At 63.7% G+C, this 23,797-nt stretch carries 19 protein-coding genes and 1 riboswitch; of the genes, 12 read left to right on the forward strand and 7 right to left on the reverse strand.

Going from position 1 to position 23,797, the window contains the following annotated elements:
- Positions 1 to 44: 44 nt before the first annotated feature.
- Positions 45 to 1,088 carry a rod shape-determining protein gene (locus tag LF599_RS01535; protein ID WP_269940910.1) on the reverse strand — a complete coding sequence of 348 codons (1,044 nt, stop codon included), beginning with the start codon at positions 1,086 to 1,088 and terminating at the stop codon, positions 45 to 47.
- Between the two features lie 178 nt (positions 1,089 to 1,266).
- Between LF599_RS01535 and LF599_RS01540 the strand changes: the two genes are divergently transcribed.
- Both LF599_RS01540 and LF599_RS01545 read left to right on the forward strand, forming a co-directional pair.
- The gene (locus LF599_RS01540) at positions 1,267 to 2,253 is read left to right on the forward strand and encodes a TIGR01212 family radical SAM protein (RefSeq protein ID WP_279522033.1); all 987 of its coding nucleotides are present in this window, start codon (positions 1,267 to 1,269) and stop codon (positions 2,251 to 2,253) included.
- A complete protein-coding gene (locus tag LF599_RS01545) occupies positions 2,250 to 2,753 on the forward strand; it encodes a methylated-DNA--[protein]-cysteine S-methyltransferase (RefSeq protein WP_279522034.1) in 504 nt (167 codons plus the stop codon). Before LF599_RS01540 ends, LF599_RS01545 begins: the two co-directional genes overlap by 4 nt.
- 296 nt (positions 2,754 to 3,049) lie before the next feature.
- On the opposite strand, the gene LF599_RS01550 is transcribed toward LF599_RS01545, so the two are convergent.
- The 3 genes from LF599_RS01550 to recQ form a co-directional block, all read right to left on the reverse strand.
- The gene (locus LF599_RS01550; protein ID WP_269941118.1) at positions 3,050 to 3,247 is read right to left on the reverse strand and encodes a heavy-metal-associated domain-containing protein; all 198 of its coding nucleotides are present in this window, start codon (positions 3,245 to 3,247) and stop codon (positions 3,050 to 3,052) included.
- Between the two features lie 23 nt (positions 3,248 to 3,270).
- Positions 3,271 to 5,769 carry a heavy metal translocating P-type ATPase gene (locus tag LF599_RS01555; RefSeq protein WP_279522035.1) on the reverse strand — a complete coding sequence of 833 codons (2,499 nt, stop codon included), beginning with the start codon at positions 5,767 to 5,769 and terminating at the stop codon, positions 3,271 to 3,273.
- A gap of 230 nt (positions 5,770 to 5,999) precedes the next feature.
- A complete protein-coding gene (gene recQ, locus LF599_RS01560) occupies positions 6,000 to 8,216 on the reverse strand; it encodes a DNA helicase RecQ (protein WP_279522036.1) in 2,217 nt (738 codons plus the stop codon).
- 225 nt (positions 8,217 to 8,441) lie between these two features.
- Here recQ and LF599_RS01565 point away from each other — a divergent pair, with 225 nt between their 5' ends.
- The gene (locus tag LF599_RS01565) at positions 8,442 to 9,851 is read left to right on the forward strand and encodes an MFS transporter (RefSeq protein WP_279522037.1); all 1,410 of its coding nucleotides are present in this window, start codon (positions 8,442 to 8,444) and stop codon (positions 9,849 to 9,851) included.
- 50 nt (positions 9,852 to 9,901) lie between these two features.
- Here the strand turns inward: LF599_RS01565 and LF599_RS01570 are convergent, their stop codons facing one another.
- On the reverse strand, positions 9,902 to 10,318 hold the full coding sequence (locus LF599_RS01570) for a hypothetical protein (protein WP_279522038.1): 417 nt from the start codon (positions 10,316 to 10,318) through the stop codon (positions 9,902 to 9,904).
- Positions 10,319 to 10,374: 56 nt separating this feature from the next.
- Positions 10,375 to 10,471: riboswitch (cyclic di-GMP riboswitch) on the reverse strand.
- A gap of 144 nt (positions 10,472 to 10,615) precedes the next feature.
- Here LF599_RS01570 and LF599_RS01575 point away from each other — a divergent pair.
- Positions 10,616 to 11,464 (forward strand): sulfide/dihydroorotate dehydrogenase-like FAD/NAD-binding protein, encoded by an 849-nt coding sequence (locus LF599_RS01575; RefSeq protein ID WP_279522039.1) that lies wholly within the window; start codon positions 10,616 to 10,618, stop codon positions 11,462 to 11,464.
- On the forward strand, positions 11,454 to 12,869 hold the full coding sequence (gltA, locus tag LF599_RS01580; protein WP_279522040.1) for an NADPH-dependent glutamate synthase: 1,416 nt from the start codon (positions 11,454 to 11,456) through the stop codon (positions 12,867 to 12,869). The genes LF599_RS01575 and gltA overlap by 11 nt, the downstream gene beginning before the upstream one ends.
- Positions 12,870 to 13,225: 356 nt before the next feature.
- Here gltA and LF599_RS01585 read toward each other — a convergent pair whose 3' ends face one another.
- Positions 13,226 to 14,587 carry a TAXI family TRAP transporter solute-binding subunit gene (locus LF599_RS01585; RefSeq protein ID WP_269940915.1) on the reverse strand — a complete coding sequence of 454 codons (1,362 nt, stop codon included), beginning with the start codon at positions 14,585 to 14,587 and terminating at the stop codon, positions 13,226 to 13,228.
- 166 nt (positions 14,588 to 14,753) lie between these two features.
- Between LF599_RS01585 and LF599_RS01590 the strand changes: the two genes are divergently transcribed.
- A complete protein-coding gene (locus tag LF599_RS01590) occupies positions 14,754 to 15,626 on the forward strand; it encodes a LytR/AlgR family response regulator transcription factor (protein ID WP_279522041.1) in 873 nt (290 codons plus the stop codon).
- A 160-nt stretch (positions 15,627 to 15,786) separates the two neighbouring features.
- Positions 15,787 to 17,703, forward strand: coding sequence for an acetate--CoA ligase (gene acs, locus LF599_RS01595; protein WP_279522042.1), 1,917 nt, complete (start codon positions 15,787 to 15,789; stop codon positions 17,701 to 17,703).
- 118 nt (positions 17,704 to 17,821) lie between these two features.
- Here acs and LF599_RS01600 read toward each other — a convergent pair whose 3' ends face one another.
- On the reverse strand, positions 17,822 to 18,454 hold the full coding sequence (locus LF599_RS01600) for a lactate utilization protein (RefSeq protein WP_279522043.1): 633 nt from the start codon (positions 18,452 to 18,454) through the stop codon (positions 17,822 to 17,824).
- A 98-nt stretch (positions 18,455 to 18,552) separates the two neighbouring features.
- On the opposite strand from LF599_RS01600, the gene LF599_RS01605 reads away from it, so the two are divergent.
- From LF599_RS01605 to LF599_RS01625, 5 genes are all read left to right on the forward strand, one after another.
- Positions 18,553 to 19,278, forward strand: coding sequence for a metallophosphoesterase family protein (locus tag LF599_RS01605; protein ID WP_279522044.1), 726 nt, complete (start codon positions 18,553 to 18,555; stop codon positions 19,276 to 19,278).
- A gap of 377 nt (positions 19,279 to 19,655) precedes the next feature.
- On the forward strand, positions 19,656 to 19,976 hold the full coding sequence (locus LF599_RS01610; protein ID WP_269940919.1) for a c-type cytochrome: 321 nt from the start codon (positions 19,656 to 19,658) through the stop codon (positions 19,974 to 19,976).
- Between the two features lie 127 nt (positions 19,977 to 20,103).
- Complete coding sequence (locus LF599_RS01615; RefSeq protein ID WP_279522045.1) at positions 20,104 to 22,299, forward strand: molybdopterin-containing oxidoreductase family protein; 2,196 nt, start codon at positions 20,104 to 20,106, stop codon at positions 22,297 to 22,299.
- Positions 22,299 to 23,039 carry a 4Fe-4S dicluster domain-containing protein gene (locus tag LF599_RS01620; RefSeq protein WP_279522046.1) on the forward strand — a complete coding sequence of 247 codons (741 nt, stop codon included), beginning with the start codon at positions 22,299 to 22,301 and terminating at the stop codon, positions 23,037 to 23,039. Before LF599_RS01615 ends, LF599_RS01620 begins: the two co-directional genes overlap by 1 nt.
- Positions 23,032 to 23,763 (forward strand): formate dehydrogenase subunit gamma, encoded by a 732-nt coding sequence (locus tag LF599_RS01625; RefSeq protein WP_279522047.1) that lies wholly within the window; start codon positions 23,032 to 23,034, stop codon positions 23,761 to 23,763. The genes LF599_RS01620 and LF599_RS01625 overlap by 8 nt, the downstream gene beginning before the upstream one ends.
- Positions 23,764 to 23,797: the final 34 nt, after the last annotated feature.

Genomic DNA, 23,797 nt, shown 5'->3' on the forward strand with positions numbered 1-23,797 from the left:
AATCGTGCGCTTTCGGATAACCGGTATCGGATCATGTCGTGCCGTTAGTCGGTGGTGATGTCCTTGTACAAGTCGATATTGTCGAGCGCCTTGCCCGAGCCGAGGACGACCGCAGTGAGCGGGTCCTCCACCACGGTGATGGGCAGTTGAGTCTCGTGCTGCAACAACTGGTCGAGACCCTTGAGCAGCGCGCCGCCGCCGGTCAGGACGATGCCACGGTCCACGATGTCCGCCGCCAGTTCGGGCGGGGTCTGCTCCAGAGCGATACGCACGCCCTGGACGATGCCTTCCACCTGTTCGCTGATGGCCTCGCGGACCTCTTCGGCGGTGATGGGGCGGTTCTGCGGAATGCCGGTGACCAGGTCGCGGCCCTTGACCTCCATGATCGGCTCCTCGTCTCCGAAGGGATAGGCCGAGCCGATATGAATCTTGATCTGTTCGGCCGTGGATTCACCGATGAGCATGTTGTACTTGCGTTTGACATGCTGCATGATCGCCTCGTCCATCTTGTCGCCGCCGATGCGGACGCTTCGGGCGTAGACGATGCCGGACAGGGAGATGACCGCGATCTCGGTGGTGCCGCCGCCGATGTCCACGATCATGTTCGAGGTGGGTTCGGTGATGGGCAGGTTGGCGCCGATGGCCGCGGCCATGGGCTCCTCGATGAGGTACACCTCGCGGGCTCCGGCGGACTGCGCCGATTCCCTGACCGCCCGCTTTTCCACCTGGGTGATGCCGGTGGGCACGCAGATCATGATCCGGGGACGGACCAGGCGGCGGGAGTTGTGCACCTTGGAGATGAAGTGGCGCAACATGGCCTCGGTGACCTCGAAGTCGGCGATGACGCCGTCCTTCATGGGCCGGATGGCGACGATGTTGCCGGGCGTGCGGCCGAGCATCTTCTTGGCCTCGCCGCCAACGGCCAGGACGGTCTTTCCGCCCCGCGAGTCCTTTTTGACCGCTACCACGGACGGCTCGGAGAGCATGACGCCCTTGCCCTTGACGTAGACCAGCGTGTTGGCGGTGCCAAGGTCGATGGCCAGGTCATTGGAAAATGAGCCTATGATTTTGTTGAGCAGGTTACCCATGTACCCCCCGTTCGAAATTCGAAAATATGTCAGAAGCCTATGCGAGAAACGCGCTTTCCAAGAGGCGAGAAGTGCGCTAGCGTACAATATGAACTGCAGATTCGTACCAAATGAAACCGGGTCTAGCAACATGCCAGCACTGGGTTGCCATTTTTTTCTTGAGATTTTCTAAAAAATCATGGTTCGCATTCATCGACTTTCCGCCCACCTCAGGAGGCGGTTCGGCGAGCGGGTCCAGAAAATACCCCTGGATGCCGGATTCTCCTGCCCGAACCGGGATGGAACCCTGTCCCGCGAAGGGTGTGTGTTCTGCAATCCGCAGGGCTCGGGTTCAGGCCTGCTCGACAGAGGGCTCTCCATACCCGAGCAATGGGCCTTCTGGCGTGACATTCATGTGAAGAAGCACGGCCTGCGCCTGTTCACCGCCTACCTTCAATCCTACTCGAACACCCACGGTCCGGCCGCAAGGCTGGCCGACGTCCTGAACCGGCTGTCCGGGCTGCCCGGCCTGTGCTGCCTGGCCATCGGCACCCGGCCCGACTGTCTGGACGACGAGAAGCTCGACCTCCTGGCCGACAGCCGGGAGCGGCTCGGGCTGGGCGAGGTTTTTCTGGAGCTTGGCCTACAGACCGCGAGCGACGAAACGCTCCGCCACATCAACCGGGGCCACGACACGGCCGCCTTTGCCCGGGCCGCGCAAGCCGCCGCCGAACGCGGCCTGACAGTCGTGGCGCATGTCATGGCCGGATTGCCCGCGCCGCACGGCCGCGAGGGACTCCCCGAGCTGCTCGACACCGTGGCGTTCGTCAACGATCTGCCGGTCGGCGGGGTCAAATTCCACAACGTCTACGTCTGTCGGGGCACGAGGCTGGCCCGCTGGCATGACGAGGGGCGATACGTCCCGCTCACGCAGGCGGAATACCTGCACTGGCTCGGCGAGGCGGTCATGCGGCTTGATCCGCGCACCGTCCTCCATCGCCTGAACGGCAACCCGGCCCAAGGCGAGTTGGTCACCCCGGCCTGGGCGGGCAACATGCGCAAGGTGCACAACGCCATCCGCGACCATTTCGAGCGCGAGGATGTCTGGCAGGGCAGGCTGAACGGGGCCGAGGACGGGCCGCCCGAGTGGTTCGGTGCCGAGGTGCCCGAAAAGGGGGCCTCTTGAGCGGTTCCCGGAGCGAATGGGTGTGCGGCGCTCAGATAGCCCTGTGCCTGCGCTGGGAGGACGGCCTTGTCGTGCGCATCGAAACGGCCTGGGCCGAAGACGTTCGGGAGACCGATCCGCTGTCCGAGGCGGCCTCGGGACTCCAAGCGGCCCTGCTGCGCTACGAAGCGCGGCTCAAGCCGGACTGGCCCGATCTGCCGCTGGATTTCTCGGGCATGAGCGATTTTCTGAGGAACGCCCTGGAGGAACTGCGCCGCATCCCTTCCGGGACCACCCGGACTTACGGCGAAATGGCCGCCATTCTCGGCCGGCCCGGCGGCGCGCAGGCCGTTGGCCGGGCCATGGGCGCCAATCCGTTCCCCGTGCTCTATCCCTGCCACCGCGTGGTCGGTGCGGGTGGAGCCATGACCGGCTTCTCCGCCTCGGGCGGCATTGAAATGAAAAAGGCCCTGCTCCGCCTCGAAGGCGCGGAGCAGGGCCTTTTGCCCGGGCTGGAATAGGAGAATGCCTCCGGCGGCCAGAGGGGAAACTTTTGAAAAAGTTTCCCCTCTGGACTCCCCTTCAAAACTTCTTGTCGCCGCTTCGCGGGATACGGCCATTGCGCCAGTCTCAACCTCTCAACAGACGTTTGTTTAAATCTGCCCAGATACAATGCGTTGCTGGCCCCCCCTATTTCATTGCGAAGCGATATAAAAAGTTTGGGAAAAGAAGAGGATGGGGGTTCGGGGGAAGGGGAGGAACTAATCCTTTTCAAAGGGTTTTTCCTCCCCTTCCCCCGGCCGCCGGAGGTATTCTTCTACCCCACGTATTCGAAGCCGATCTTGTCGATGGCGTCTTTGACGGCGTCCTTGTCGATGGGGGACGGTTCCTCGTAGGTCACGTTGCCGGTGAGCAGGTCGACGGACACGTTTTCCGCGCCCAGTTTTTCCATGGCTTCGGTGACGGACTTCACGCAATGCTGGCAGCTCATGCCTTTGACTTTCACGGTTGTCATGACGACTCCTTGTGTGCTGAGGTTTATCCCTTGAAAAAGCGCAGCCTGAGGGCGTTGGTGACCACGGTCACCGAGCTCATGGCCATGGCCGTGCCCGCGATCATCGGGTTGAGCGTGGGGCCGCCGAAGACGTGCAGGACGCCTGCGGCCACCGGGATGCCGATGACGTTGAAGGCGAAGGCCCAGAACAGGTTTTCCTTGATATTGCGCATGGTCGCCCTGGACAGGTTCAGGGCGGTCAAAATGGCGCGAAGGTCCGAGTGCATAAGGACCACGTCGCCGGATTCCACGGCCACGTCGATGCCCGAGCCCATGGCGATGCCGATGTCCGCGCGCGCCAGGGCGGGCGCGTCGTTGATGCCGTCGCCGACCATGGCCACCTTGCGGCCTTCGGCCTGAAGCCGGGCCACTTCCTCGGCCTTGCGGTCGGGCAGGACCCCGGCGACGACCTCTTTGATGCCCGCGCGTTCGGCGATGACCTCGGCGTTGACCTTGCTGTCGCCGGTGAGCATGACCGGGGCGATCCCGGCCCGTTTCAGGGCCTCCACCACCTCGGGGGTCTCGTCGCGCATTTCGTCGGCAATGGCGAACAGGGCGTTGAGTTTGTTCTCCGAGGCGAAGTAGACCACGGTTGCTCCCTGCTTTTCGTAATGGCCCACGGCCTCCTCGGCAAAGCCGTCCTCGCCGAAGCCGAGCCCGTGCTCGCGCATGAGGGTCCAGTTGCCGATCATGACCTCACGGTAGCCGATTTTGGCCTTGATGCCCTTGCCGGGGATGGCCTCGAAGTCATCGGGTTCGGGAAATTCCAGGTCCTTTTCCTCGGCGTAGCGCACGATGGCCCGGGCAAGGGGATGCTCGGACCGGCTTTCGGCGGCGGCCGCGAGGTAGACGGCTTCGGTCTGGGCCATGGTCCCCCTGACCATGGTTATGGCTGCCAGCTCGGGCCGCCCGTGGGTCAGGGTGCCGGTCTTGTCGAAGACCACGGTGTCGAGGGAACCTGCTTCCTCCAGGGCGCGGCCTGATTTGATGAGCACGCCGAGCTGCGCACCCCGTCCGGCGGAGACCATGATGGACATGGGCGTGGCCAGTCCCATGGCGCAGGGGCAGGCGATGACCATGACGGCCACGAAGATGCGCAGGGAGAACGGGAAGCCCGCCTGGCCGATGAAGTACCAGGCCAGTCCTGCGGCGAGGGCGGTGAGCATGACCGCGGGCACGAAATAATAGCTGATTCGGTCCGCTAGGCTGGCGATGGGGGCCTTGGACCCCTGGGCCTCCTGCACGAGCCGGATGATCCGGGCGAGCACGGTGTCGCTGCCAACGTGGTCGGCGCGCATGGTCAAGGCGCCTGAGGCGTTCAGGGTGCCGCCCGCCACGGTGTCGCCCGGCTGCTTGCCGACGGGCATGGGCTCGCCGGTGAGCATGGATTCGTCCACCGATGAACGTCCCTCCGTGACGGTGCCGTCCACCGGGATGCGTTCGCCTGGCCTGATGAGCAGCAGGTCGCCCGGCTCCACCTCGTCGAGGGAAATGGATATCTGTTCGCCGTCGCGGACCAGGGTGGCCGTGTCCGGGGCGAGCTGCATGAGCGCCCGGATGGCGTCCGAGGTCTTGAGCTTGCTCCGCGCCTCGAAATACTTGCCCAGGGAGATCATGGCGATGAGCACGGCGGCGGATTCGAAGTACAGGTCCATGGCCAGGACGTGCGGATCGCCCATGCCGAGCAGGAGCGCGATGGTGTTCCACAGGGAATAGAGGAACGCCGCGCCCGTGCCCATGGCCACCAGGGAGTCCATGTTCGGACCGCCGCGCAGCAGGGCCGGGATGCCCTGGAGGTAGAAGTTGCGGCCCGACCAGACGACCGGGAGAGTCAGCAGGAGCTGGACCAGGGCGAAAGTTGCCGGGGAGTGCATGGGGTCGAGAAAGGCGGGCAGGGGCATGCCCCACATGTGTCCCATGGACAGGACCAGCAGGGGTAGGGCGAAGCAGAACGCCGGGATGAGGGCCCGTTTCTGGGCATTCAGCCGTTCCTCGGCCTCGCGGCGGCGTTTTTCGAAGAGGTCGGACGCCTCGCTGCGCACCTCGGAAGAAAAGCCCGCGCCCGAGATGGCCTCGCGAATTTCCCGGCGGGAGACCAGGGAGGGGTCGAAGACGAAATTGCCGGTCTCGGCCGCCAGATTGACCGAGGCCGAGGACACGCCGCCCAGACCTCCGACCACCCGCTCGATGCGTGCGGAACAGGCCGCGCAGTGCATCCCGCCGAGATCGAGATCCAGGGTGGACAAGCCGCCAGCTTCGGCCTCGGGCTCATCCCGGAATTCGGCTTCGAAGCCAAGCCCCTTTATCCGCTCGCCCACCTGCTCGGCGGTCACGACGTCCGGATCGTAGGAGAGTTCCATGGTCTCGGCGGCCAGGTTCACGGACACCTCGTCCACACCCTCCATCTTGCCGACCACCTTTTCGATGCGCGCCGAGCAGGCCGCGCAGTGCATTCCCTTTACCTGTGCCGATGCTTTCTTCATGTTGATAACCTTTTTCAATTGGTGAACCCAATATGGACACTCGGGCCGGGTTTGGCAAGGGGGAATGGGAACTGGGACGTCCGGGCGGGGCGGTTTGCGCTGTCAGCGCGCCCTTTGTGGCCGTTTGATGGCGGGCGCGGGGAAAGCCAGATGAAGGATGCCGCCAGATGCGGGTCGACGCGTCGGACGGGCCGATGAAAAAGCAGGGCGGAAGGACCTGTGCGGACGGGCTAGGCCCGGTCCAGGCCCGCCTTGACCAGTCGAAGCAGGTCGTAGGGAACCGCGCCTTCCAGGGTTTCGAAGACCGGATTGAGGGCCGAGACGCCCTTGGAGCGGAATTCACGCAGCGTCGATTCCACCTTTTCCAGTTCGGCGTCCGGCAGGTTGACCGCGCGGCGGTAGTCGATTTTGTCCATGTTCACGGCCAGGATGAGATGCCGCCAGATGGACGATGCCTTGAGACCGCGCTTTTCGGCCACCGCCTCGATGTCGCCGAGTTCGAGAAAGAGGTCCAGGGTGGCCTGGGCCGTGGCCGTGAAATCAGGTTTCTCCGCCGCCTCCCGTTTGCGTGCGTCGCGCACGTCCTGGGGTATTTCAGGGATGTTCGCGGGCCTGCCGTGTTCCTCCTCATGGGCCTTGAGGCATTCCAGGAACGTCTGGCCGAATCGCTCCAGCTTGCTCGCGCCCACGCCCGACATGCAGCCGAACTCCTCCAGGTCGCGGGGCCGGTAGCGCACGAATTCAAGCAGGGTCTTGTCCGCGAAGATGGCGTAAGGTGGCACGGATTGGGTCTCGGCCAGGGACAGGCGCAGTTCGCGCAGCCGGTCGAACAGCGTCTCGGCCTCCCAACTCGTCAGGATATCCTCGGCCAGGACCGGCTTCCGGCTTTTCTTCTTTCGAGTCCGCGAGGGCAGGACGGGGTCCTTGCGCAGCCGCACCGGCCGTTCGCCCTTGAGCACGGGCCAGGACCGTTCGTTCAGGGCCAGGGCGTTGAACCTGTCGAGGTCCACGGAGACCAGCCCGGCGGCCAGCAGTTGGCGGTACACGGACTTCCATTCGTCCCGGCTCAGGTCCTTGCCGATGCCGTAGGTGGACACCTTGTCGTGATTGAAGCGGATGACCTGGTCGGTCCGCGCCCCGGTCAGGACCTGGGCCAGGTGTTCGACGCCGAACCGCTGTTCGGTGCGGAAGATATTGGACAGGGCCTTTTGGGCGGTCACGGTGCCGTCGTAGGTTTCCACCGGGGTCAGGCAGTTGTCGCAGTTGCCGCACGGCTCGATGTGTTCGCCGAAATAGGCCAGCAGGGCCTGGCGGCGGCACGAGGCGGTTTCGAGGTAGGCGAAGAGCGAACCGAGCTTGGCGTGTTCCAGCCGCTTGCGCGTCTCTCCCGCCTCTCCGGCGTCGATCATGGAGCGCAGGACCGCGATGTCCTGCATCCCGTAGCACATCCAGGCCGAGGCGGGCAGGCCGTCACGCCCGGCGCGGCCCGTTTCCTGATGGTACGCCTCAAGGGACTTGGGCGGCTCCAGGTGACAGACGAAGCGCACGTTGGGTTTGTCCACGCCCATGCCGAAGGCCACAGTGGCGACCATTATCACCCCTTCCTCGCGCATGAATCGTTCCTGGTTCTCGAACCGTTCCGTCGCGGACAATCCGGCGTGGTAGGGCAGGGCGTTGAATCCGTTGTTGCACAGGAACTCGGCGGTCTGCTCCACCTTCTTCCGGGAGAGGCGGTAGACGATGCCCGCGTCGTTCGGATGGTTCTCGTCGAGGAACCGTTTCAACATGCGCGTGGGGTTCTTCTTGGGGACCACTGTGTAGGTGATGTTGGGCCGGTCGAATCCCGTGGCGAAGACTCGCGCGTTCTCCAGGCGCAGGTTGTGCACGATGTCCGCCTGGGTCGGTTCGTCCGCGGTAGCGGTCAGGGCCAGCCTCGGCACGTCCGGGAAACGTTCCCCGATGACGGACAGCCGGGTGTATTCCGGCCGGAAGTCGTGTCCCCATTGGGACACGCAGTGGGCTTCGTCGATGGCGAAAAGTGAGGGGTTGCAGCGGGCGATCAGGTCGAGGAAGCCGGGTTTGCACAGTCGCTCCGGGGCCACGTAGAGCAGGTCGAGCTGCCCGTTCAGGGCCATCTGCTCGATGTCGCGGGCCGTTCCCGGGTCCATGGCGGAATTGAGGCAGGCGGCGCGTACCCCCATTTGGGTCAGTCCCTGGACCTGGTCCTGCATGAGCGCGATGAGCGGCGAGATGCAGACGCCCACGCCGGGCCGCAGGATGGCCGGGATCTGGTAGCACAGGGATTTGCCGCCGCCCGTGGGCATGAGCACCAGGGAGTCGCCGCCGTTCATGACGTGGTCGATGACGGCCTCCTGCAACCCGATGAAGGCGGGAAAGCCGAATACCGAGGAGAGGACGTCGCGCGGGGTGGGAGCGGAACCGGACATGGGGAGTCAACCTAGGGCAAAGGGGCGGGGATGGCAATGCCTCGGCGTGGGGGGCGATCCCGTGACGACGCCGCGTTCGGCCAACCGGGGCGCGGGCACTCTCCGCCCTTGCCAGGGGCGGCGGGCATGTATATCCTCTCTATTCTTCGGCACTGTGCGAGGCCCCGGGGCCGCCATGCCGCCGCTTCGTCCGCCACCATTCAACCTTCGGGATACTCCGCGCATATGTTTCAATTCACTCGCGACGACAGGACCGCCGGTCTTTACACCATCACCGTCTCCCAGTTCGCCCTGGTCTTCATGCTTTCGGCCGTGGCCGTGGCCGTGCCTGCCCTGGGCCGGGAGTTCGGCGCCAGCGCGTCCCAGCTCGGCCTGGTGGAATCGGGCTACATCTCGGCCGTGGCCATGCTCCTCTTTCCGGTGACCCGGCTGTCGGACAAAATCGGGCGCGGCAGCACCTTTGCCTTCGGCATGGGGCTGTTTACGGTCCTGAGCATGATCCTGCCCCTGAGCAACACCATTTCCCAGTTCATCGTCCTGCGCGTGTTCCAAGGCTGCGGCGGGGCCATGATGGTATCCACCGGCCTGGCCCTCATCGCGGATATGTATTCTGGTCCGGGACGGGCCAAGGCCATGGGCATCGCTTCGGCCGGGGTCTATCTGGGGCTTTCCATGGGGCCGTGGCTTGGCGGGCTCATCGTCACCCACCTCGGGTGGCGCTGGATATTCTACGGCGGGGCCATCCCCTGCGCCGTCGGCCTGTTCCTCTCGATAAGAACCCTGCCGGTAAAGCCGGTCATCAGGCACGGCGTGCGCTTCGACTTCGGCGGGGCGATTTTCATCGCTCTGGGCATGATCCTGCTCTCCCAGGGCGGTTCGCACCTGGACGGATCGAGCGGCGCGCTCATGCTCGTGGGCGGCATCTTCTTCCTTCTCTGCTTCGCCTTCTGGGAGGGGAGGGCCAAGGCGCCGCTTCTCAGCCTGGCCCTGTTCAGCGGCAATCCGGCGTTTTCTCTGGGATCGGCCGCCCAGTTCATCAGCTACGCGGCCATTTACGGCATCACCTTTCTGCTTTCGCTGTACCTCCAGGTGGCCCAGGGCATGACCGCCAGCGACGCCGGGCTTCTTCTTATGGTCCAGCCGGTCATGCAGGTCATTCTTTCGCTCGTGAGCGGCAAGTGGTGCGAGCGGTGGTCCCCCCACCTCGTGGCCACGGTCGGCATGGGCATAGCCACGGCGGGACTGGGCGCGGCCATCTTTCTGGGCGTGTTCCCGTCGTTGTGGTTCGCGGGCCTGATTCTGGCCTTGTGCGGCGCGGGAAGCGCCATGTTCGCCACGGCCAACATGGCGGTCATCATGGGCGCGGTCACCCGTGAGAACTACGGCGTGGCCTCGGCTGTGGTGGCGGCTATGCGGACCACGGGCATGACCGTCAGCCTGGTCTTCATCAGCGGCGTGTTCGCCGTCATCATCGGCCCGGCGGCCCTGACGGCCGAGAACGCCGACGTGTTCATCAGGGCCATGTACACGGCCTTCATCGCCCTGACCGTGTTCAGCGCGTTGGGCGTGCTCATGTCTGCCAAGGGGCGGCTGCGCACCCGAGCGGGCGGGGGCGGTCCGGACGCGGGAAATTAGGAAGCGTTTCATGAAAAAAGGCCGCCCCGTCAGGGGCGGCCTCGTTGTTTCTAGACCACGCCGGTAAGCATGTTGCCCGGCGGCGGAAGGATTTGGGCTCTGGCCTTGGCATAAGCGGCCAGGGCGGACTTGATCCGGCCGGGCGAGGGTGCGCCGCTGCCGACGCCGTCCATCTTCCGATCGCGGAAGGCGGCCCCGTCCACGCCGATCTCGGCGCGCAGGTTCTCCACCTCGGCCTCGGTCATGAAGGCCCGCGCCTTTTGCTCCTGCTCGCGCACGGAGCGCGACAGGGACGGGTCGAGGACCGTGGTTTCCTCGCGGTAGTCCAGGCCGAACCTGCCCAGCCGGAAGCCGAACGACGTTGTCGTCGTCCTGGCCTGGGGGCGCACCGTCTTCCGTTCCATCCGGCGTTCGGCCAGGGAATCGGTCTTGCGGTATTGTTCGGCAGCCTGCGAGGGTATCCTCATGCCCGTCTCCCGTGTCCGGCCTCTTTTTGGCGACAAAAAAAGGCCGAGGCATTGCATAAGGCAGCCCGGCCGTCCCTGTGACCCATGTCACGCTCTGTCCAGAGGGACCCGTGGTTTTCCGTCTCCCGTCCATGGGAGTTGGCAAATCCAAATCGATCAGTCGATTTAACCATAGTCTTTTGGCCCGATTTTGACAACCCTGGCCGTTTGGAGCTACTAGCTTAGACCCTGCCGCTGAATTTTTTTCGGTGTCCCGAAGGGATGGGGATTTGTCATTCCAACAACGAGAGAGTCCACATGGGTTACAAGATTCTGAAAAAAGAGGAGCTGATCCCGGGGCAGACCACCATGATGGTCATTGAGGCCCCCCAGGTCGCCCTCAAGGCCAAGCCCGGTAATTTCGTCATGCTCCGCGTGAGCTCAAACGGCGAGCGCATTCCCCTGACCATAGCGGATTGCGACAGGGAAAAAGGAACTATAACAATAGTCTATCTGGTCGTGGGCAAGACCACGGCCGAGATGAACACCCTGTCCGAGGGCGGCGAGTTCCTGGACGTCTGCGGCCCCCTCGGGCGGCCCACCCACATCGAGAAGTCCGGCACCGTGGTCTGCGTCGGCGGCGGCACCGGCATCGCGGCCATGCACCACATCGCCAAGGGCCACGTGGAGGCGGGCAATCGGGTCATCGCCATCATCGGCGCGCGCTCCAAGAACCTCCTCCTGTTCTGTTCCGAACTTTCTTCGTTCTGCCCCGAGGTGCGCATCGCCACGGACGACGGTTCCGAGGGCCACAAGGGGTTCGTCACCGAAGTCCTGCAGGACATCCTGGAAACTGAGGACGAGGTCGCCGAGGTCGTCGCCATCGGCCCGGTTCCCATGATGGAGGCGGTCTGCCGCGTGACCCTGCCCTTCCAGGTCAAGACCACGGTGTCGCTCAACTCCATCATGGTGGACGGGATCGGCATGTGCGGCGCCTGCCGCTGCACCGTGGGCGGCAAGACCCTTTTCGCCTGCGTGGACGGGCCGGAATTCGACGGCCACAAGGTGGATTTCGCCGAGCTCAAGACCCGGCTGTGGCAGTTCAAGGAGCAGGAAGAGGAATCCATGGAATTGTTCAGCAAGGAGTGTCAGTGCCATGGCCGATAAGAAAAAGAAGAAAATTCGCAGCCGTACCCCCATGCCCCATCAGGACCCCATGGTCAGGGGCGGAAATTTCGACGAAGTGGCCCTGGGCTACTCCCGCGAGCAGGCCCTGATCGAGGCCGAGCGGTGTCTGCAATGCAAGAAGCCCACCTGCCAGGACGGCTGTCCGGTAAATATCGACATCAAGACCTTCATCGGCTGCATCGTGGACGACGACCTGCAAGGCGCTTTCGACACCATCCGCCGGACCAACTCCCTGCCCGCGGTCTGCGGCCGGGTCTGTCCCCAGGAGAACCAGTGCGAGGGCAGTTGCGTCCTCGGCAAGAAGCACGAGCCCGTGGCCATCGGACGGCTGGAACGCTACGTGGCCGATACCTACGCGGCCCGGTCCGCCTGCGAGGAAGTCACCGACCTTTCCACTTGCGCGCTTGAGCGCGAGGATATCAAGGTGGCCTGCATCGGCTCCGGCCCCTCCTCCCTGACCGTGGCCGGATATCTGGCCGGGCGCGGCATCAAGGTGGACGTGTTCGAGGCCCTGCACGAGCCGGGCGGGGTGCTTCTCTACGGCATCCCGGAATTCCGTCTGCCCAAGGCCGTGGTCGCCCGCGAGCTGGACGGCCTGCGCAAGCTCGGTGTGACCTTCCGCACCAACTGGGTGGGCGGCAAGACCATCACCGTCCGCGACATGTTCGAACAGGGATACGCCGCCGTGTTTATCGGCGTGGGCGCGGGACTGCCCCGTTTCCTGAACGTGTCGGGCGAAAATCTGGTGGGCGTGTTCTCGGCCAACGAGTATCTGACCCGCGTTAATCTCGGGCGGTCCTACGATTTTCCCAATTACGACACCCCGGCCTACAAGGCCCGGCGCGTGGCCGTCATCGGCGCGGGCAACGTGGCCATGGACGCGGCCCGCACCGCCCTGCGCATGGGCGCGAAGGAAGTCTCCATCGTCTATCGCCGGAGCGAGGACGAAATGCCCGCCCGCCGCGAGGAAATCCAACACGCCGTGGAAGAGGGCGTCAAAATCCGCTGCCTGTGCGGGCCGCTGTCCTTCCATGGAGACAACCAGGGCAGGATCAAAGCCATGACCGTGCAGAAAATGGCCCTTGGCGAACCCGACGATTCCGGCCGCTGCTCCCCGGTCTGTCTTGAGGGCGAAACCGAGCAGATCTCCTGCGACATGGCCGTCATCGCCGTGGGCACCCGGCCCAATCCCATCCTCTTGGAAGCCACCCCGCAACTCGCGCTGAACAAATGGGGCTATGTCGAGGCCGATCCCGAGACCGGCGAAACCTCCATCCCCAATGTCTTCGCCGGAGGCGATATCGTCACCGGCGCGGCCACCGTCATCTCCGCCATGGGCGCGGGACGCCGGGCCGCAAAAGCCATCGCCGACCGCCTGCTGTAACGGGCTGCGGCGTTTACGCTGTAAGAAAACCCCCCCGCACCTAGGTGCGGGGGTTTTGCCTCCGGCGGCCGGGGGAAGGGGAGGAAAAACCCTTTGAAAAGGGTTCTTTCCTCCCCTTCCCCGACCCCCAACCCCTCCTTTTCCCAAACTTTTTATGCCGCTTCGCGGTGAAACAGGGGGAGAGAACCCAGCAGCGCATTATATCTGGGCAGGTTTAAACAAACGTCTGTTGAGAGGTTGAGACTGGCGCGGTGGCCGTATTCCGCGAAGCGGCTATAAAAAGTTTTGAAGGGGAGTCCAGAGGGGAAACTTTTTCAAAAGTTACCCCTCTGGCCGCCGGAGGCATTCTTAATCAATCAATTCATCGGGTGCCCGGTGTCCTGGACTTCGTGCCCGGCGATGCGCTCCAGGCGTTGGCGGATCATGCGGATGTGCAGTCGCAGGGAGTAGATGTAGTCCGTGTATGACAGGGGTACCGAGGTTTCGAGGACAAGGCGGTCCATCTCTTCGAGTTTGGCGAGCATGTCGCGGGCCTTGTCCGGGTCGGTCAGATCGAAGGCTTCCATGTCCAGCCGCTTGAGCTGTTTGTACCACTTGAAGATGCGCCGCCGTATCTGCCAGCGGTAGGCGGGCGGGGTGATCTTGAACAGGGGGAAGAGCAGGGTCAGCAGGGGGATGAGCAGGATCTTGAGCCGTTCCACGGTGATGGCCGCCTGGAAGGGCAGGTAGCGCATGAGGAAGGGCGGGCCTGACTTGTAGAAGTTCCGGGCCTCGTCGCTCAGTGGGAAGAGCAGGGCCTCGTCGCTGGGGAATTCTCCGGTAGCCGCGAACATGTCGCCCTGGCCGTGTATTTCGGCCGCGGCCAGGAGAAAGAGGTACTTGAGGGCCGGGTGGAGGTCTTCCCGGACCACCAGGTTGGCGGTGGGTGCGAGCAGGGCCACGTCGTGGGCGGGCAGATCGAGCATGAGGTCGACGCCGCCCCGGGGCAGGGTCAGTTTTTCGAGGAAGTGGCGGGTGCGCGCGTAGGTCTCGGCCCGGACAAAGGAGTATGGGGTCACGGTCTTGTACGCCTCGCACAGGGTGCGCACGTCCTTGGAGTTTACCCCGGCTATGACGAACAGGGCGTCGATCCTGCCGCCGAGCAGTTCCGGGACGCTCTGGGCGGAGCCTTGGGGAAGCAGGTTGGCGGTTTCCGGGGTGACGCCGTTTGCGTCGAGGAGCTGGCGGACCAGGTGGCTGGTGCCGCTGCCTTCGGGCCCGACCGCGATCTTGCGGCCCTTGAGGTCGGTCAGCGTCTTGGGCTTGAACCGCCGGGTGGTGAACAGCCAGACGGGCTCGTAGTAGAGGCTGCCAAGGCTTTCCAGGTCCGGGTGTTCCTCGGGAGAGGCTATGCCTCCCTGCATGAATGCGGCCTGTACCCCGGATTTGGGATCATCGATGATGGAGAGGTTGTCCATGGACCCGTTGGAAGTGCGCACTTCCAGTTCGAATCCGTGTTTGTGGAAGAACTCGGCATAGCGCGCGGCAAAGGCGTAATACGCGCCGCTCTCGCCGCCGGTGACGATGGTTACCTTGTCCGGCGGCAAGGGCTTGACGAACTGGAAGGTGACCCACAGGGCCAGGGCGAGCAGGCCCGCCGCAGCACCATAGATCAGGAGCGACATGAGCACGTGGGACCGCAGAAACGCTACGAGCTGCTTGATATAGGGATTGCGCATAATAATCGAATGTAGAGAAAAGCGGGTTTTCGGGCAAGAAGGGAGATGCAATTTTCGGCACATCCTTTTCGAGGCGGAGCGGGCCGTGTCTTGCGAAGCGCGCGGAATATGGGTAGAGATTAAACGAGTTGGAGTTTTTCGTCTCGCAACACGGACCGGACACGCCATGCCCAAGCTGAAAACCCTGTTGATCCATCCAGACCCCGAGGTCCGAACGGCCCTGCGCGATGCGCTGGACGAGGTGCCTTTCGTCCAGGTCCTGGGCGAGGCGGTTTCGGCCTTCGAGGCGTTGGAGATGCTTGAGGCCATTCCCTACGGGGTGTTTTTCGTGGGTGTCGATCTGCCGGGCGGGACTTCGGGCATCGAGATGGCCCAGATGCTCGCAGGGCGCAGGAACAAGCCCGCGCTGGTGTTCATTTCCGATTCCGAGAATCAGGCCTATGCCGCCTTCGAGCTGGGGGCCACGGATTATCTGCTCTGGCCGCCAGCGGCCGGCCGCATGGCCCGGACCATGGACCGCCTCCAGACCTTCAAGACCCGGTTCCGGGAGGTGCCGCCGCCGGTGCCGTATCCGGACGACCCGGACGACGATTCCGGGGAGGGCGGTGAGCAGACCGTGAAGGTGCCCCTGCCCGAGGAGGAACAGGACACCTTCCTGGCCGCATTGCAGGCCGCCTGGGACCAGACCACGGGCCGACGGCCCGAGATCGACAAGCTGGCCGTGAACCAGGACGGGCGGACCATCCTCATTCCATACGATCAGATCATCTTCGTCGAGGCGTTCGAGGATTATTCCTACGTGCACACGGCGACCCAGAAATTTCTTTCGTCCTACAGGCTCAAGAACCTGGAGGACCGGCTAGGCCCGCATCGTTTCTTCCGCGTGCACCGCAAGTACCTGGTGAACCTGGACATGGTCACCGAGATCGCCAGTATGCCCGGTTCGAACTTCATGTTGCGCACCGCCGGGCGCACGCGCATCGAGCTGCCCATCAGCAGGAGGCGCATCGCCGAGTTGAAGAAGATCATCGGGCTGTGAGGGGATAGTTTGGCACCCGGGCCGGGCCGTGGGCCGCGGCCCGACCGTTTAACCCGCCGCTGCTACCGCTGGCCGAATAAGCCGGGAGTTGCGGGACGAAAATGCTATGAGTGAGACTCGCAAGACCGGGTTCCCCCGGTCGACCCTGCGAGGAGGGCATATGGACCGGTCAGGCGCGATAGATAGTTTATTGCAGGAGGAACGGGTTTTCCGTCCGCTTCCGCAATTGGTCATTGAGGCCAACGTCAACCCCCAGGAGCTGGAGGGGGCGCGCAGGTTCGCGGCCGCCGATCCCACCGGGTACTGGGAGGAGGCCGCCGACGAGCTGGATTGGTTCAAGAAGTGGGATCAGGTTCTGGACGACAAGGACGCGCCCTTCTACCGCTGGTTTCCGGGCGCGCGCTGCAACATCGTCTACAATGCGCTCGACCGTCATATCGAGACCGCCAACAAGAACAAGCTCGCCCTCATCTGGGAAGGGGAGCCGGGCGATCAGCGCAAGTACACCTATTTCGAGCTTTACCGCGAGGTCAACCGCTTCGCCAACGCCCTGCGTTCGCTGGGTGTGCGCAAGGGCGACCGCGTGGTCATCTACATGCCGCCCCTGCCCGAGACGGTCATCGCCATGCTCGCTTCGGCCAAGATCGGTGCGGTCCATTCCGTGGTCTTTGCCGGGTTCTCTGCCAAGGCGTTGCGCAAGCGCATCAACGACGCCCAGGCCAAGCTGGTCATCACCTCCGACGGGTTCTACCGCAACGGGCAGATAATCAGCCTGAAGGACACCGCCGACGAGGCCCTGATCGGGGCGTGCGCCGACTGCGTGGAGGCCATGGTCGTGGTCCGGCGGTGCAACCTGAGCGTGGACATGGTCGACGGCCGCGACTTCCAGTACGAGGACCTGGTCCGCCAGGAGCGGAACGAGGCTCCCACCGAGGTCATGGATGCCGACGACCCGCTCTTTCTGCTCTATACCTCCGGGACCACGGGTACGCCCAAGGGGGTGATTCATTCCCACGGCGGCTACATGGTCGGTGTCCACCGCACCCTGACCACGGTTTTCGACATCAAGCCCACGGACATTTTCTGGTGCACCGCCGATCCCGGCTGGGTCACCGGCCACTCGGCGGGCATCTATGGCCCGCTCATGGCCGGGACCACCTCGGTCATGTACGAGGGGCATCCCAACTATCCCCAGGCCGACCGCCTGTGGTCCGTGGTCGCCAAGTACGGGGTGACCATCTTTTACACCGCGCCGACCATGATCCGGATGCTCATGCGTTTCGGAACCCAGTACCCCAAGCAGCACGACCTATCCAGCCTGCGCCTGCTCGGCACCGTGGGCGAGTCCATTTCGCCCGAGGCGTGGATATGGCTCTACAAAAACGTGGGCCGCTCCGAGTGCCCGGTGCTCGATACCTGGTGGCAGACCGAGACCGGCATGTTCATGATTTCGCCCATGCCCATCTCGGTGCTCAAGCCCGGTTCCGTGACCAAGCCTCTGCCCGGAGTGGCGGTGGACGTGGTGGACCCGGACGGCAATCCCGTGCCGCCGGGCAAGGGCGGGCTGCTTGTCGTCACAGCGCCCTGGCCATCCATGATGACCGGCATGTGGAACGACGACGACCGCTACAAGGAATACTGGTCCCGCATTCCCGGCATGTATTACGCGGGCGACGTGGCCCGTCGAGACGAGGACGGCTATCTCTGGATACAGGGGCGGGCCGACGACGTCATCAATATCGCCGGGCACCGCATCGGCTCGGCCGAGCTGGAGGCCGCCTTCGGGGTGCATCCGGCGGTTTCGGAATGCGCCGTCATCGGCGTTCCCGACCAGATCAAGGGCGAGGCCGCCAAGGCGTTCGTCATGCTTAACGAGGGCTTCGCCCCCGGCGACGATCTCATCAAGGACCTCAAAAAGACCATCCGCAACGAGCTTGGCCCCGTGGCCGTCATCAAGTCCGTCGAGTTCCGCGACAAGCTGCCCAAGACGCGTTCCGGCAAGCTCATGCGCCGCGTGCTCAAGGCCGAGGAATCCGGTTTCGAGATCGGCGATCTGACCGGGCTCGACGAGGATTGACGCCCGACGGGCGGGCTGAAGAAGAGGGCGTTCCCCGGGAGAAGGGGGCTTTTCGGAAATTCCCATGCTTTTCCGCACCTCCGCGAGAGGATGAGGGCGGTATCCGCGTGACTGCGGGCTAGAGGCCGAGGGGCTGGTCTATGAGGACGACCTTTATGCGACCCTTGGGCCAGCTCTTTTCCGTGATCGTCCAGACGTTGCAGATGCGGTCCGGGCTTTTGCAGTCCGCGCACCGGCCCGTCTTGGCACAGGGTGTTTTGGCGTGATGGCGCGCGGCGTTTTGCGGGGCCGCGATCTCGCGGACTCGGCACGCGGCGGCCGCTTCGTCGTCCACGATCTTGTTCGCGCTCACGGTGATGATGACGTGCTCCGGGCCGAACACGATGCCGCCCACCCGGTTGCCTACCATGTCCAGGTTGACCAGCTTGCCGCTTTTGGTCACCGCGTTGGTCCCGGTCAGGAACAGGTCGGCCAGGAGCGCCCGCCTGCGCCGCTGGAGAATTTCCGCGCGGTCCACACCCGGCTCGAAGGTGTCGATGAAGGTCAGGGACGGGTCCGTGCGCAGGGCGTCCAGCACCCCGGTGGCCGTCAGGGTCATGGAGTCCCCGAAGGATACCACGCCGGGCGCGATGTCAGGCAGCAGCTCGCAGAGGATGAGTTCACGCGCTTCGGCCGCGTCAGGCACGGAATAAGCCTTGAATCCATTTCCGGACAGCGCCTTCATGGTCTCCGTGATCGTGTTTCTGTGCATATGACCTCCCTTTGCGGCGTCCGGGCAGTACAGCCCAGCAGGGCGGGGATTGCAAGCGTCGTCTTGCGCGGCGGCTGGGGAAAGGGTAGATTAACAATATGACCCGTATCGCCATCATGTCCGACGTACACGGCAATTTCGAGGCCCTGAAGGAGGTCCTGGCCGACCTCGATACGCAGGGCGTGATCGCGACCTACTGTCTGGGGGACATGGTCGGGTACGGGCCGCAGCCCGCCGAATGCGTGAACCTGCTGCGGGCGCGCGGAGTCCACTGCACCATGGGCAACCATGAGCAGGGGCTCATCAACATTCATTACCTGCGCGGTTTCAACCAGCCCGCCGCCGACGTCCTGCGGCGCACGCGGGAAATGATCTCCGAGGAGATGTTCCATTGGCTCATCTCCCGGCCCAAGTCGCTGGTGGCACATGGCTGCCGTTTCGTGCACGGGCTGCCGCCGGACTCCATCACCGAATATCTCTGGAAGCACGAAAAGGAGATGGCTCCGGTCTTTTCCGGCTATGCCGAGGACCTCTGCTTCGTGGGCCATACCCACGACCTCATGCGTTTCGTCAGTCTCAGGGGCGAACCTGAGCGGTTCCCCCTGCCCGAGGGTGAAACCCTGCTCGAACCGGCTGTCCGGCATCTGCTCAATATCGGGTCCGTGGGCCAGCCGCGCGACGGGGACAACCGGGCCAAGTACGGGGTGCTCGATCTTGAAACCGGCGTCCTGACCATGCGTTTCATTCCCTACGACATCAAGAAGACCGCCGACCTCATTCTGGCCCACGGCTTCCATCGCGCTTTCGCCGACCGTCTCTGGTAGGGCGTTCGTTTTCGCGACAACGACAGCCCCCGCGCACCTGTGCGCGGGGGCTGTCGTTGTTTTCGGCCTGGGGCGTTTTGCGGCCGCGAGACGCTCAGGGTGGATTTTAGCCGCGCCTTTTGACGGTGAAAAAGAAAATTTGTCCGGCTATCTGATTTTAATAATTATAATTATCGAAAATTAAGCCAATTCCGGACCTTTTTTATCGAAAATTTCCATATGGCCCTATTGACACCCATACCCCGTATGGGTATATGGAAATTGAAGGCTGATACAGAGTGCAGGTTATAATGTCCAAGAATTTTAACAGGCCATAAGGTCTGCAAGAGTGTGAAAACCGTTTGCCTGACGTGCAACAAGTCAACGTTGGAGGGAGTATGAAAAGCAAGTTCGTCCTGGCCGTGGCAACGGCCCTGATTACCGTATTCGCCGTGTCCATGGCCTTTGCAATGGGCGAAGGAAACGCCCGCAAGGGCAAGTTCCTGTACCGGAAAAACTGCCGTTCCTGTCACGGCTCGACCGCCAGCGACATCAGCCCGGCGGACAAGACCCAGGCGGAATGGAAGGCCCTGTTCTCCGATACGTCCAAGATCAAGTGCAGCCCGGACTGGACCGTTAACGAGAGCGACCTGAACGACATCTTCACCTACCTGCACGACTACGCCAAGGACTCCCCGTCCCCGGCCAAGTGCAGCTAGCGCAGAGCGGCGAGGGCCGCGCCGGAAGGTTTCGGCGCGGCCCTATTCAACCGTTTCCCTTCCGTCCTCGCTTCCTGGCCCGGGCGGATTTCTGTCCGACAACAGAGCGGACCTTTGGAGGTACTCAGTGTCCAATGCAAAGCAGACGATGTCCCGTCGCGATTTTTTCAGGGCTTCCGGCCTGGTCGCGGCAGGGGCTGTGGGCGGCCCGGCCCTGCTCGGCGGGCTGAAGAAGGCCCGCGCGGCATCGCCGGCCAAGCCCGCCTGGGATTCCAGGTTTTCGGTTTGTGACATATGCTTCAACAAGTGCGGCCTCATTGCCCGCGTTGAAGACGGGGTGGTCAAAAAACTCGACCCCAATCCAAAATTTCTCAAGTCCAGAGGAATGCTCTGTGCGCGCGGCAACGCGGGCATAGCCCAGGTCTACGACCCGGATCGTCTCAAGCACCCCCTGCTCAGGAAAGGAGCGCGGGGCGAAGGCAAGTGGCAGCGCATCCCCTGGGACGAGGCTCTGGACATGGCCGCCCAGAAGATGTCCGAAGTCCGTGAAAAATATACCCCATGCGGGCATCTCTTCACGGCCGGGACCGACCTGCACACCCAGTTCGTGAGCCGGTTCGCCGAGGTTTACGGCTCGTTCAACGTGACCTCGCACGAATCCCTGTGCCTGGTCTCTGGCAGCCGCGCCTTTCTCGACACCTTCGGCGAGGTCCCGTTCGCGGACGTGCTCAATTCCAAATACATAATGATGGTCGGGGCCAACCGTTTCGAGGCGCTGGTCACTCCGGACTCCATCGACCTGATGACCGCCATTCACGAGAACGGCTGCAAGCTGGTCACGCTCGATCCGCGCTACACCAAGACCGCGGCCCTGTCCCACGAGTGGTATCCGGTCAGGCCCGGAACCGACATGGCCTTCATGCTTGCCTTGGCCCACGTCATCATCAACGAGAATCTCTATGATCCGAAGTGGGTCGAGGAGAAGACCTTCGGCATCGAGCAGCTCACGGCACACGTTCAGCCGTATACCCCCGGCTTCGCCGCCGAGCAGTGCGGCATTCCCGCCGAGGACATCGCCCGCATGGCCCGCGAGCTGGCCGCGGCCGCTCCGGCTTCCATGGTCTATCCCGGCCGCCGTACCTCGGACTATGAGGATTCCACCCAGATTCGCCGCAGCTTCGCCATCGTCAACGGCCTGCTCGGCAATTGGGACAAGCCCGGCGGGCTTTTGGCCGCGCGCCAGGTGGGTCTGAAGGGCGTGCCCTATGACGCCCCGTGGTACGACGAGAACCAGGAGGACCGCATCGACGCGGGCAAGGTGCCCATGATGTTCGAGCACGAAGGTTCCTTCCTCGTCACCCGCGACTCGGTCCTGGCCGACGATCCGTATCCGATCCGGGGATGGTTCGTTTACAAGACCAACCCCATGGGCACGGCTCCCAACCGCAAGAAGACCATCGAGATGATGAACAAGATGCACTTCGTCACCGTGGTGGACATCGCCATGTCCGACACCGCCTGGATGGCCGACCTGGTCCTGCCCTCCCAGTCCTATCTGGAGCGCACGGACCCGTGTTCCGGCCTTCAGGGTTCCGTGGCCTGCGCCTGCGTGGTCAAGCGCGACCCGGTCATCGAGCCGCTGTACGAGTCCCGCCCCCTGTTCGACATCATGAAGGGCATCGCGGGCCGTATGGACCTGGGCGAGTTCTTCGACTTCACCATCGAGGAATACCGCGAGATGCAGACCCGCGAAATCCCCGAAGCGCTGGGCGTCATGGATCGCGACGGCGTGTATTACAACCCGTCCAAGGTGTACGGCATCTATGACGGGCGCATCTACAAGACGCTGTCCAAGAAGGTCGAGCTGTACAACCAGCGTTACGAGCAGATGGGGCTTGACCCGCTGCCCAACTACACCCCTCCGGCCGGGCCGCCCAAGAACCAGTTCCGCATGGTCATCGGCCGCAACGCCATGATTACCCAGACCTCCACGGCCAACAACGCGCTTCTGCACGAGTTCGTGCCCGGCAATACCCTGTGGCTCAATACCGAGTCGGCGGCCAACCTGGGCATCGCGGACGGCGATCTTGTCGAGGTCGCGAGCCCGGTGGGCAGGCAGGAACTGAAGGCCGAGGTCACGGACAAGATTCGCCCGGACACCGTGTTCATGCTCTCGGGCTACAACACCCTGTCCACCATGCAGAGCCTGTCCCACGGCAACGGCGCTTCCATCAACGAGCTGCTGGACGACGACTACGACGCCATCACCGGCAACGCGTCCATGCACACCACGTTTGTCACCGTAACAAGGAAGGTGGCGTAATGGCACAGCAATTCGCCATGGTTATCGATGCGGCCAAGTGCATCGACTGCAAGGGGTGCGTGGCCGCCTGCAAGGTGGCCAACGAGGTGCCCGAGGGCCAGTTCCGCAACTGGATCAAGCCCACCGACGTTCCGGTCCGCCCGGGGCCGTCGAACGGCACTGCCAAATTCCAGCCCGGGGCCTGTATGCACTGCGAGAACCCGACCTGCGTGGCCGCCTGTCCCACGGGCGCGACCTACAGGGACGAGGAGACCGGCATCGTCGTCATCGACGAGGCCCTGTGCATCGGCTGCGGCAACTGCATCCCGGCCTGTCCCTACGACGCCCGGTACCGCAACGCGGTCACCCGCAAGGCGGACAAATGCAATTATTGCCCCGAGCGGCGCGCCGCCGGGCTGCCGCCCGCGTGCGTGGATACCTGCCCGACCAAGGCGCGGGTGTTCGGCGACATCAATGATCCGCAGAGCGCGGCGGGCATCCTGTTCCGCAAGAACAAGGAGAGGCTGGCCAGGGTGGCGGCCAAGACCGACACCAAGCCCAACATGTATTACATCGGCGATCCCGGACCGGGCGCGTGGGGCCGCGAGGCCGTGGTGCCCGCCTCCATGGTGGCCATGAAGGAGTCGGCCCCGTTCATCAAGGGCATCGTGGCCCTGTCCGGCCTCGGCGTCCTGGCCATGCTCGGTCGCCAGCTCTTCGCGGGTTCCGGTTCCGATCACAAGGAGGACACCGATGCCTGATAAGACCTACAAGCGGCACGACCGCTCCGATATCTTCATTCATTGGTTCAACGCGGCCTGCTGGTTGCTGCTCCTGCTCACCGGAGTGGGGCTCATCCAGAATCCGGCCATCGATCCCTTCGGGTCCGGCTATCCCGCCTGGCTGCGTTCCGTGGTGGGCGGCGGGGCGAACCTGCTGACCATCCATGAGGGCATCGGCCTCGTCTGGGTGGCGGGCTTCGTTCTCTATCTGCTGGTCAACTTCCGGGGAGCGAAGTTCTTCCTGGCCGAGATATTCGCGGTCAGCCCGGCCCGCGACATGGCCTGGATGTTCAAGAAAATGATTCTCATGACCCTGGGGCCCAAGGCCTTGAAGATGGTCGGCGCGAACCCCGACCTGCCGGACCAGGGGTACTACAACATGGGCCAGAAGGCGTTCGCCCAGGCGTCCGTGGTGGGCGGCGTTGTCATCGCCGCGACCGGGATAATCATGTATCTGTCCGACCGGACCTTCGGGGCCGAGTCCACGGGCATGATCGGCTGGGCCGTGACCCTGCACTTCATCGCGGTGGGGCTGGTCTTTGCCGGGTTGTTGGTCCACGTCTACATGGCGGCGATCTCGCCCGACGAGCGGCCCGGGTTCAAGTCCATGTTCACCGGCGTGGTCCCCGGCGATTACGCCAAGCACCATCACCGGCTGTGGTGGGAAAAGGTCAGGACCGAGTCCGGCAAGGGCTCGGAGTAAAGAGATAGAGGACCCGTCCTGCATCGGGCGGGGA

Source organism: Pseudodesulfovibrio thermohalotolerans (assembly GCF_021353295.2).
GTDB lineage: Bacteria > Desulfobacterota > Desulfovibrionia > Desulfovibrionales > Desulfovibrionaceae > Pseudodesulfovibrio > Pseudodesulfovibrio thermohalotolerans.

Bases quoted from the DNA above. Each gene is read 5' to 3' on its own strand.
- gltA (WP_279522040.1), top strand. From the start codon at position 11,454: ATGGCCGATAAGAAAAAGAAGAAAATTCGCAGCCGTACCCCCATGCCC.
- LF599_RS01610 (WP_269940919.1), top strand. From the start codon at position 19,656: ATGAAAAGCAAGTTCGTCCTGGCCGTGGCAACGGCCCTGATTACCGTA.
- LF599_RS01600 (WP_279522043.1), bottom strand. From the start codon at position 18,454: ATGCACAGAAACACGATCACGGAGACCATGAAGGCGCTGTCCGGAAAT.
- LF599_RS01585 (WP_269940915.1), bottom strand. From the start codon at position 14,587: ATGCGCAATCCCTATATCAAGCAGCTCGTAGCGTTTCTGCGGTCCCAC.
- LF599_RS01535 (WP_269940910.1), bottom strand. From the start codon at position 1,088: ATGGGTAACCTGCTCAACAAAATCATAGGCTCATTTTCCAATGACCTG.
- acs (WP_279522042.1), top strand. From the start codon at position 15,787: ATGGACCGGTCAGGCGCGATAGATAGTTTATTGCAGGAGGAACGGGTT.
- LF599_RS01540 (WP_279522033.1), top strand. From the start codon at position 1,267: ATGGTTCGCATTCATCGACTTTCCGCCCACCTCAGGAGGCGGTTCGGC.
- LF599_RS01555 (WP_279522035.1), bottom strand. From the start codon at position 5,769: ATGAAGAAAGCATCGGCACAGGTAAAGGGAATGCACTGCGCGGCCTGC.
- LF599_RS01605 (WP_279522044.1), top strand. From the start codon at position 18,553: ATGACCCGTATCGCCATCATGTCCGACGTACACGGCAATTTCGAGGCC.
- recQ (WP_279522036.1), bottom strand. From the start codon at position 8,216: ATGTCCGGTTCCGCTCCCACCCCGCGCGACGTCCTCTCCTCGGTATTC.
- LF599_RS01550 (WP_269941118.1), bottom strand. From the start codon at position 3,247: ATGACAACCGTGAAAGTCAAAGGCATGAGCTGCCAGCATTGCGTGAAG.
- LF599_RS01565 (WP_279522037.1), top strand. From the start codon at position 8,442: ATGTTTCAATTCACTCGCGACGACAGGACCGCCGGTCTTTACACCATC.
- LF599_RS01620 (WP_279522046.1), top strand. From the start codon at position 22,299: ATGGCACAGCAATTCGCCATGGTTATCGATGCGGCCAAGTGCATCGAC.
- LF599_RS01570 (WP_279522038.1), bottom strand. From the start codon at position 10,318: ATGAGGATACCCTCGCAGGCTGCCGAACAATACCGCAAGACCGATTCC.
- LF599_RS01590 (WP_279522041.1), top strand. From the start codon at position 14,754: ATGCCCAAGCTGAAAACCCTGTTGATCCATCCAGACCCCGAGGTCCGA.
- LF599_RS01625 (WP_279522047.1), top strand. From the start codon at position 23,032: ATGCCTGATAAGACCTACAAGCGGCACGACCGCTCCGATATCTTCATT.
- LF599_RS01575 (WP_279522039.1), top strand. From the start codon at position 10,616: ATGGGTTACAAGATTCTGAAAAAAGAGGAGCTGATCCCGGGGCAGACC.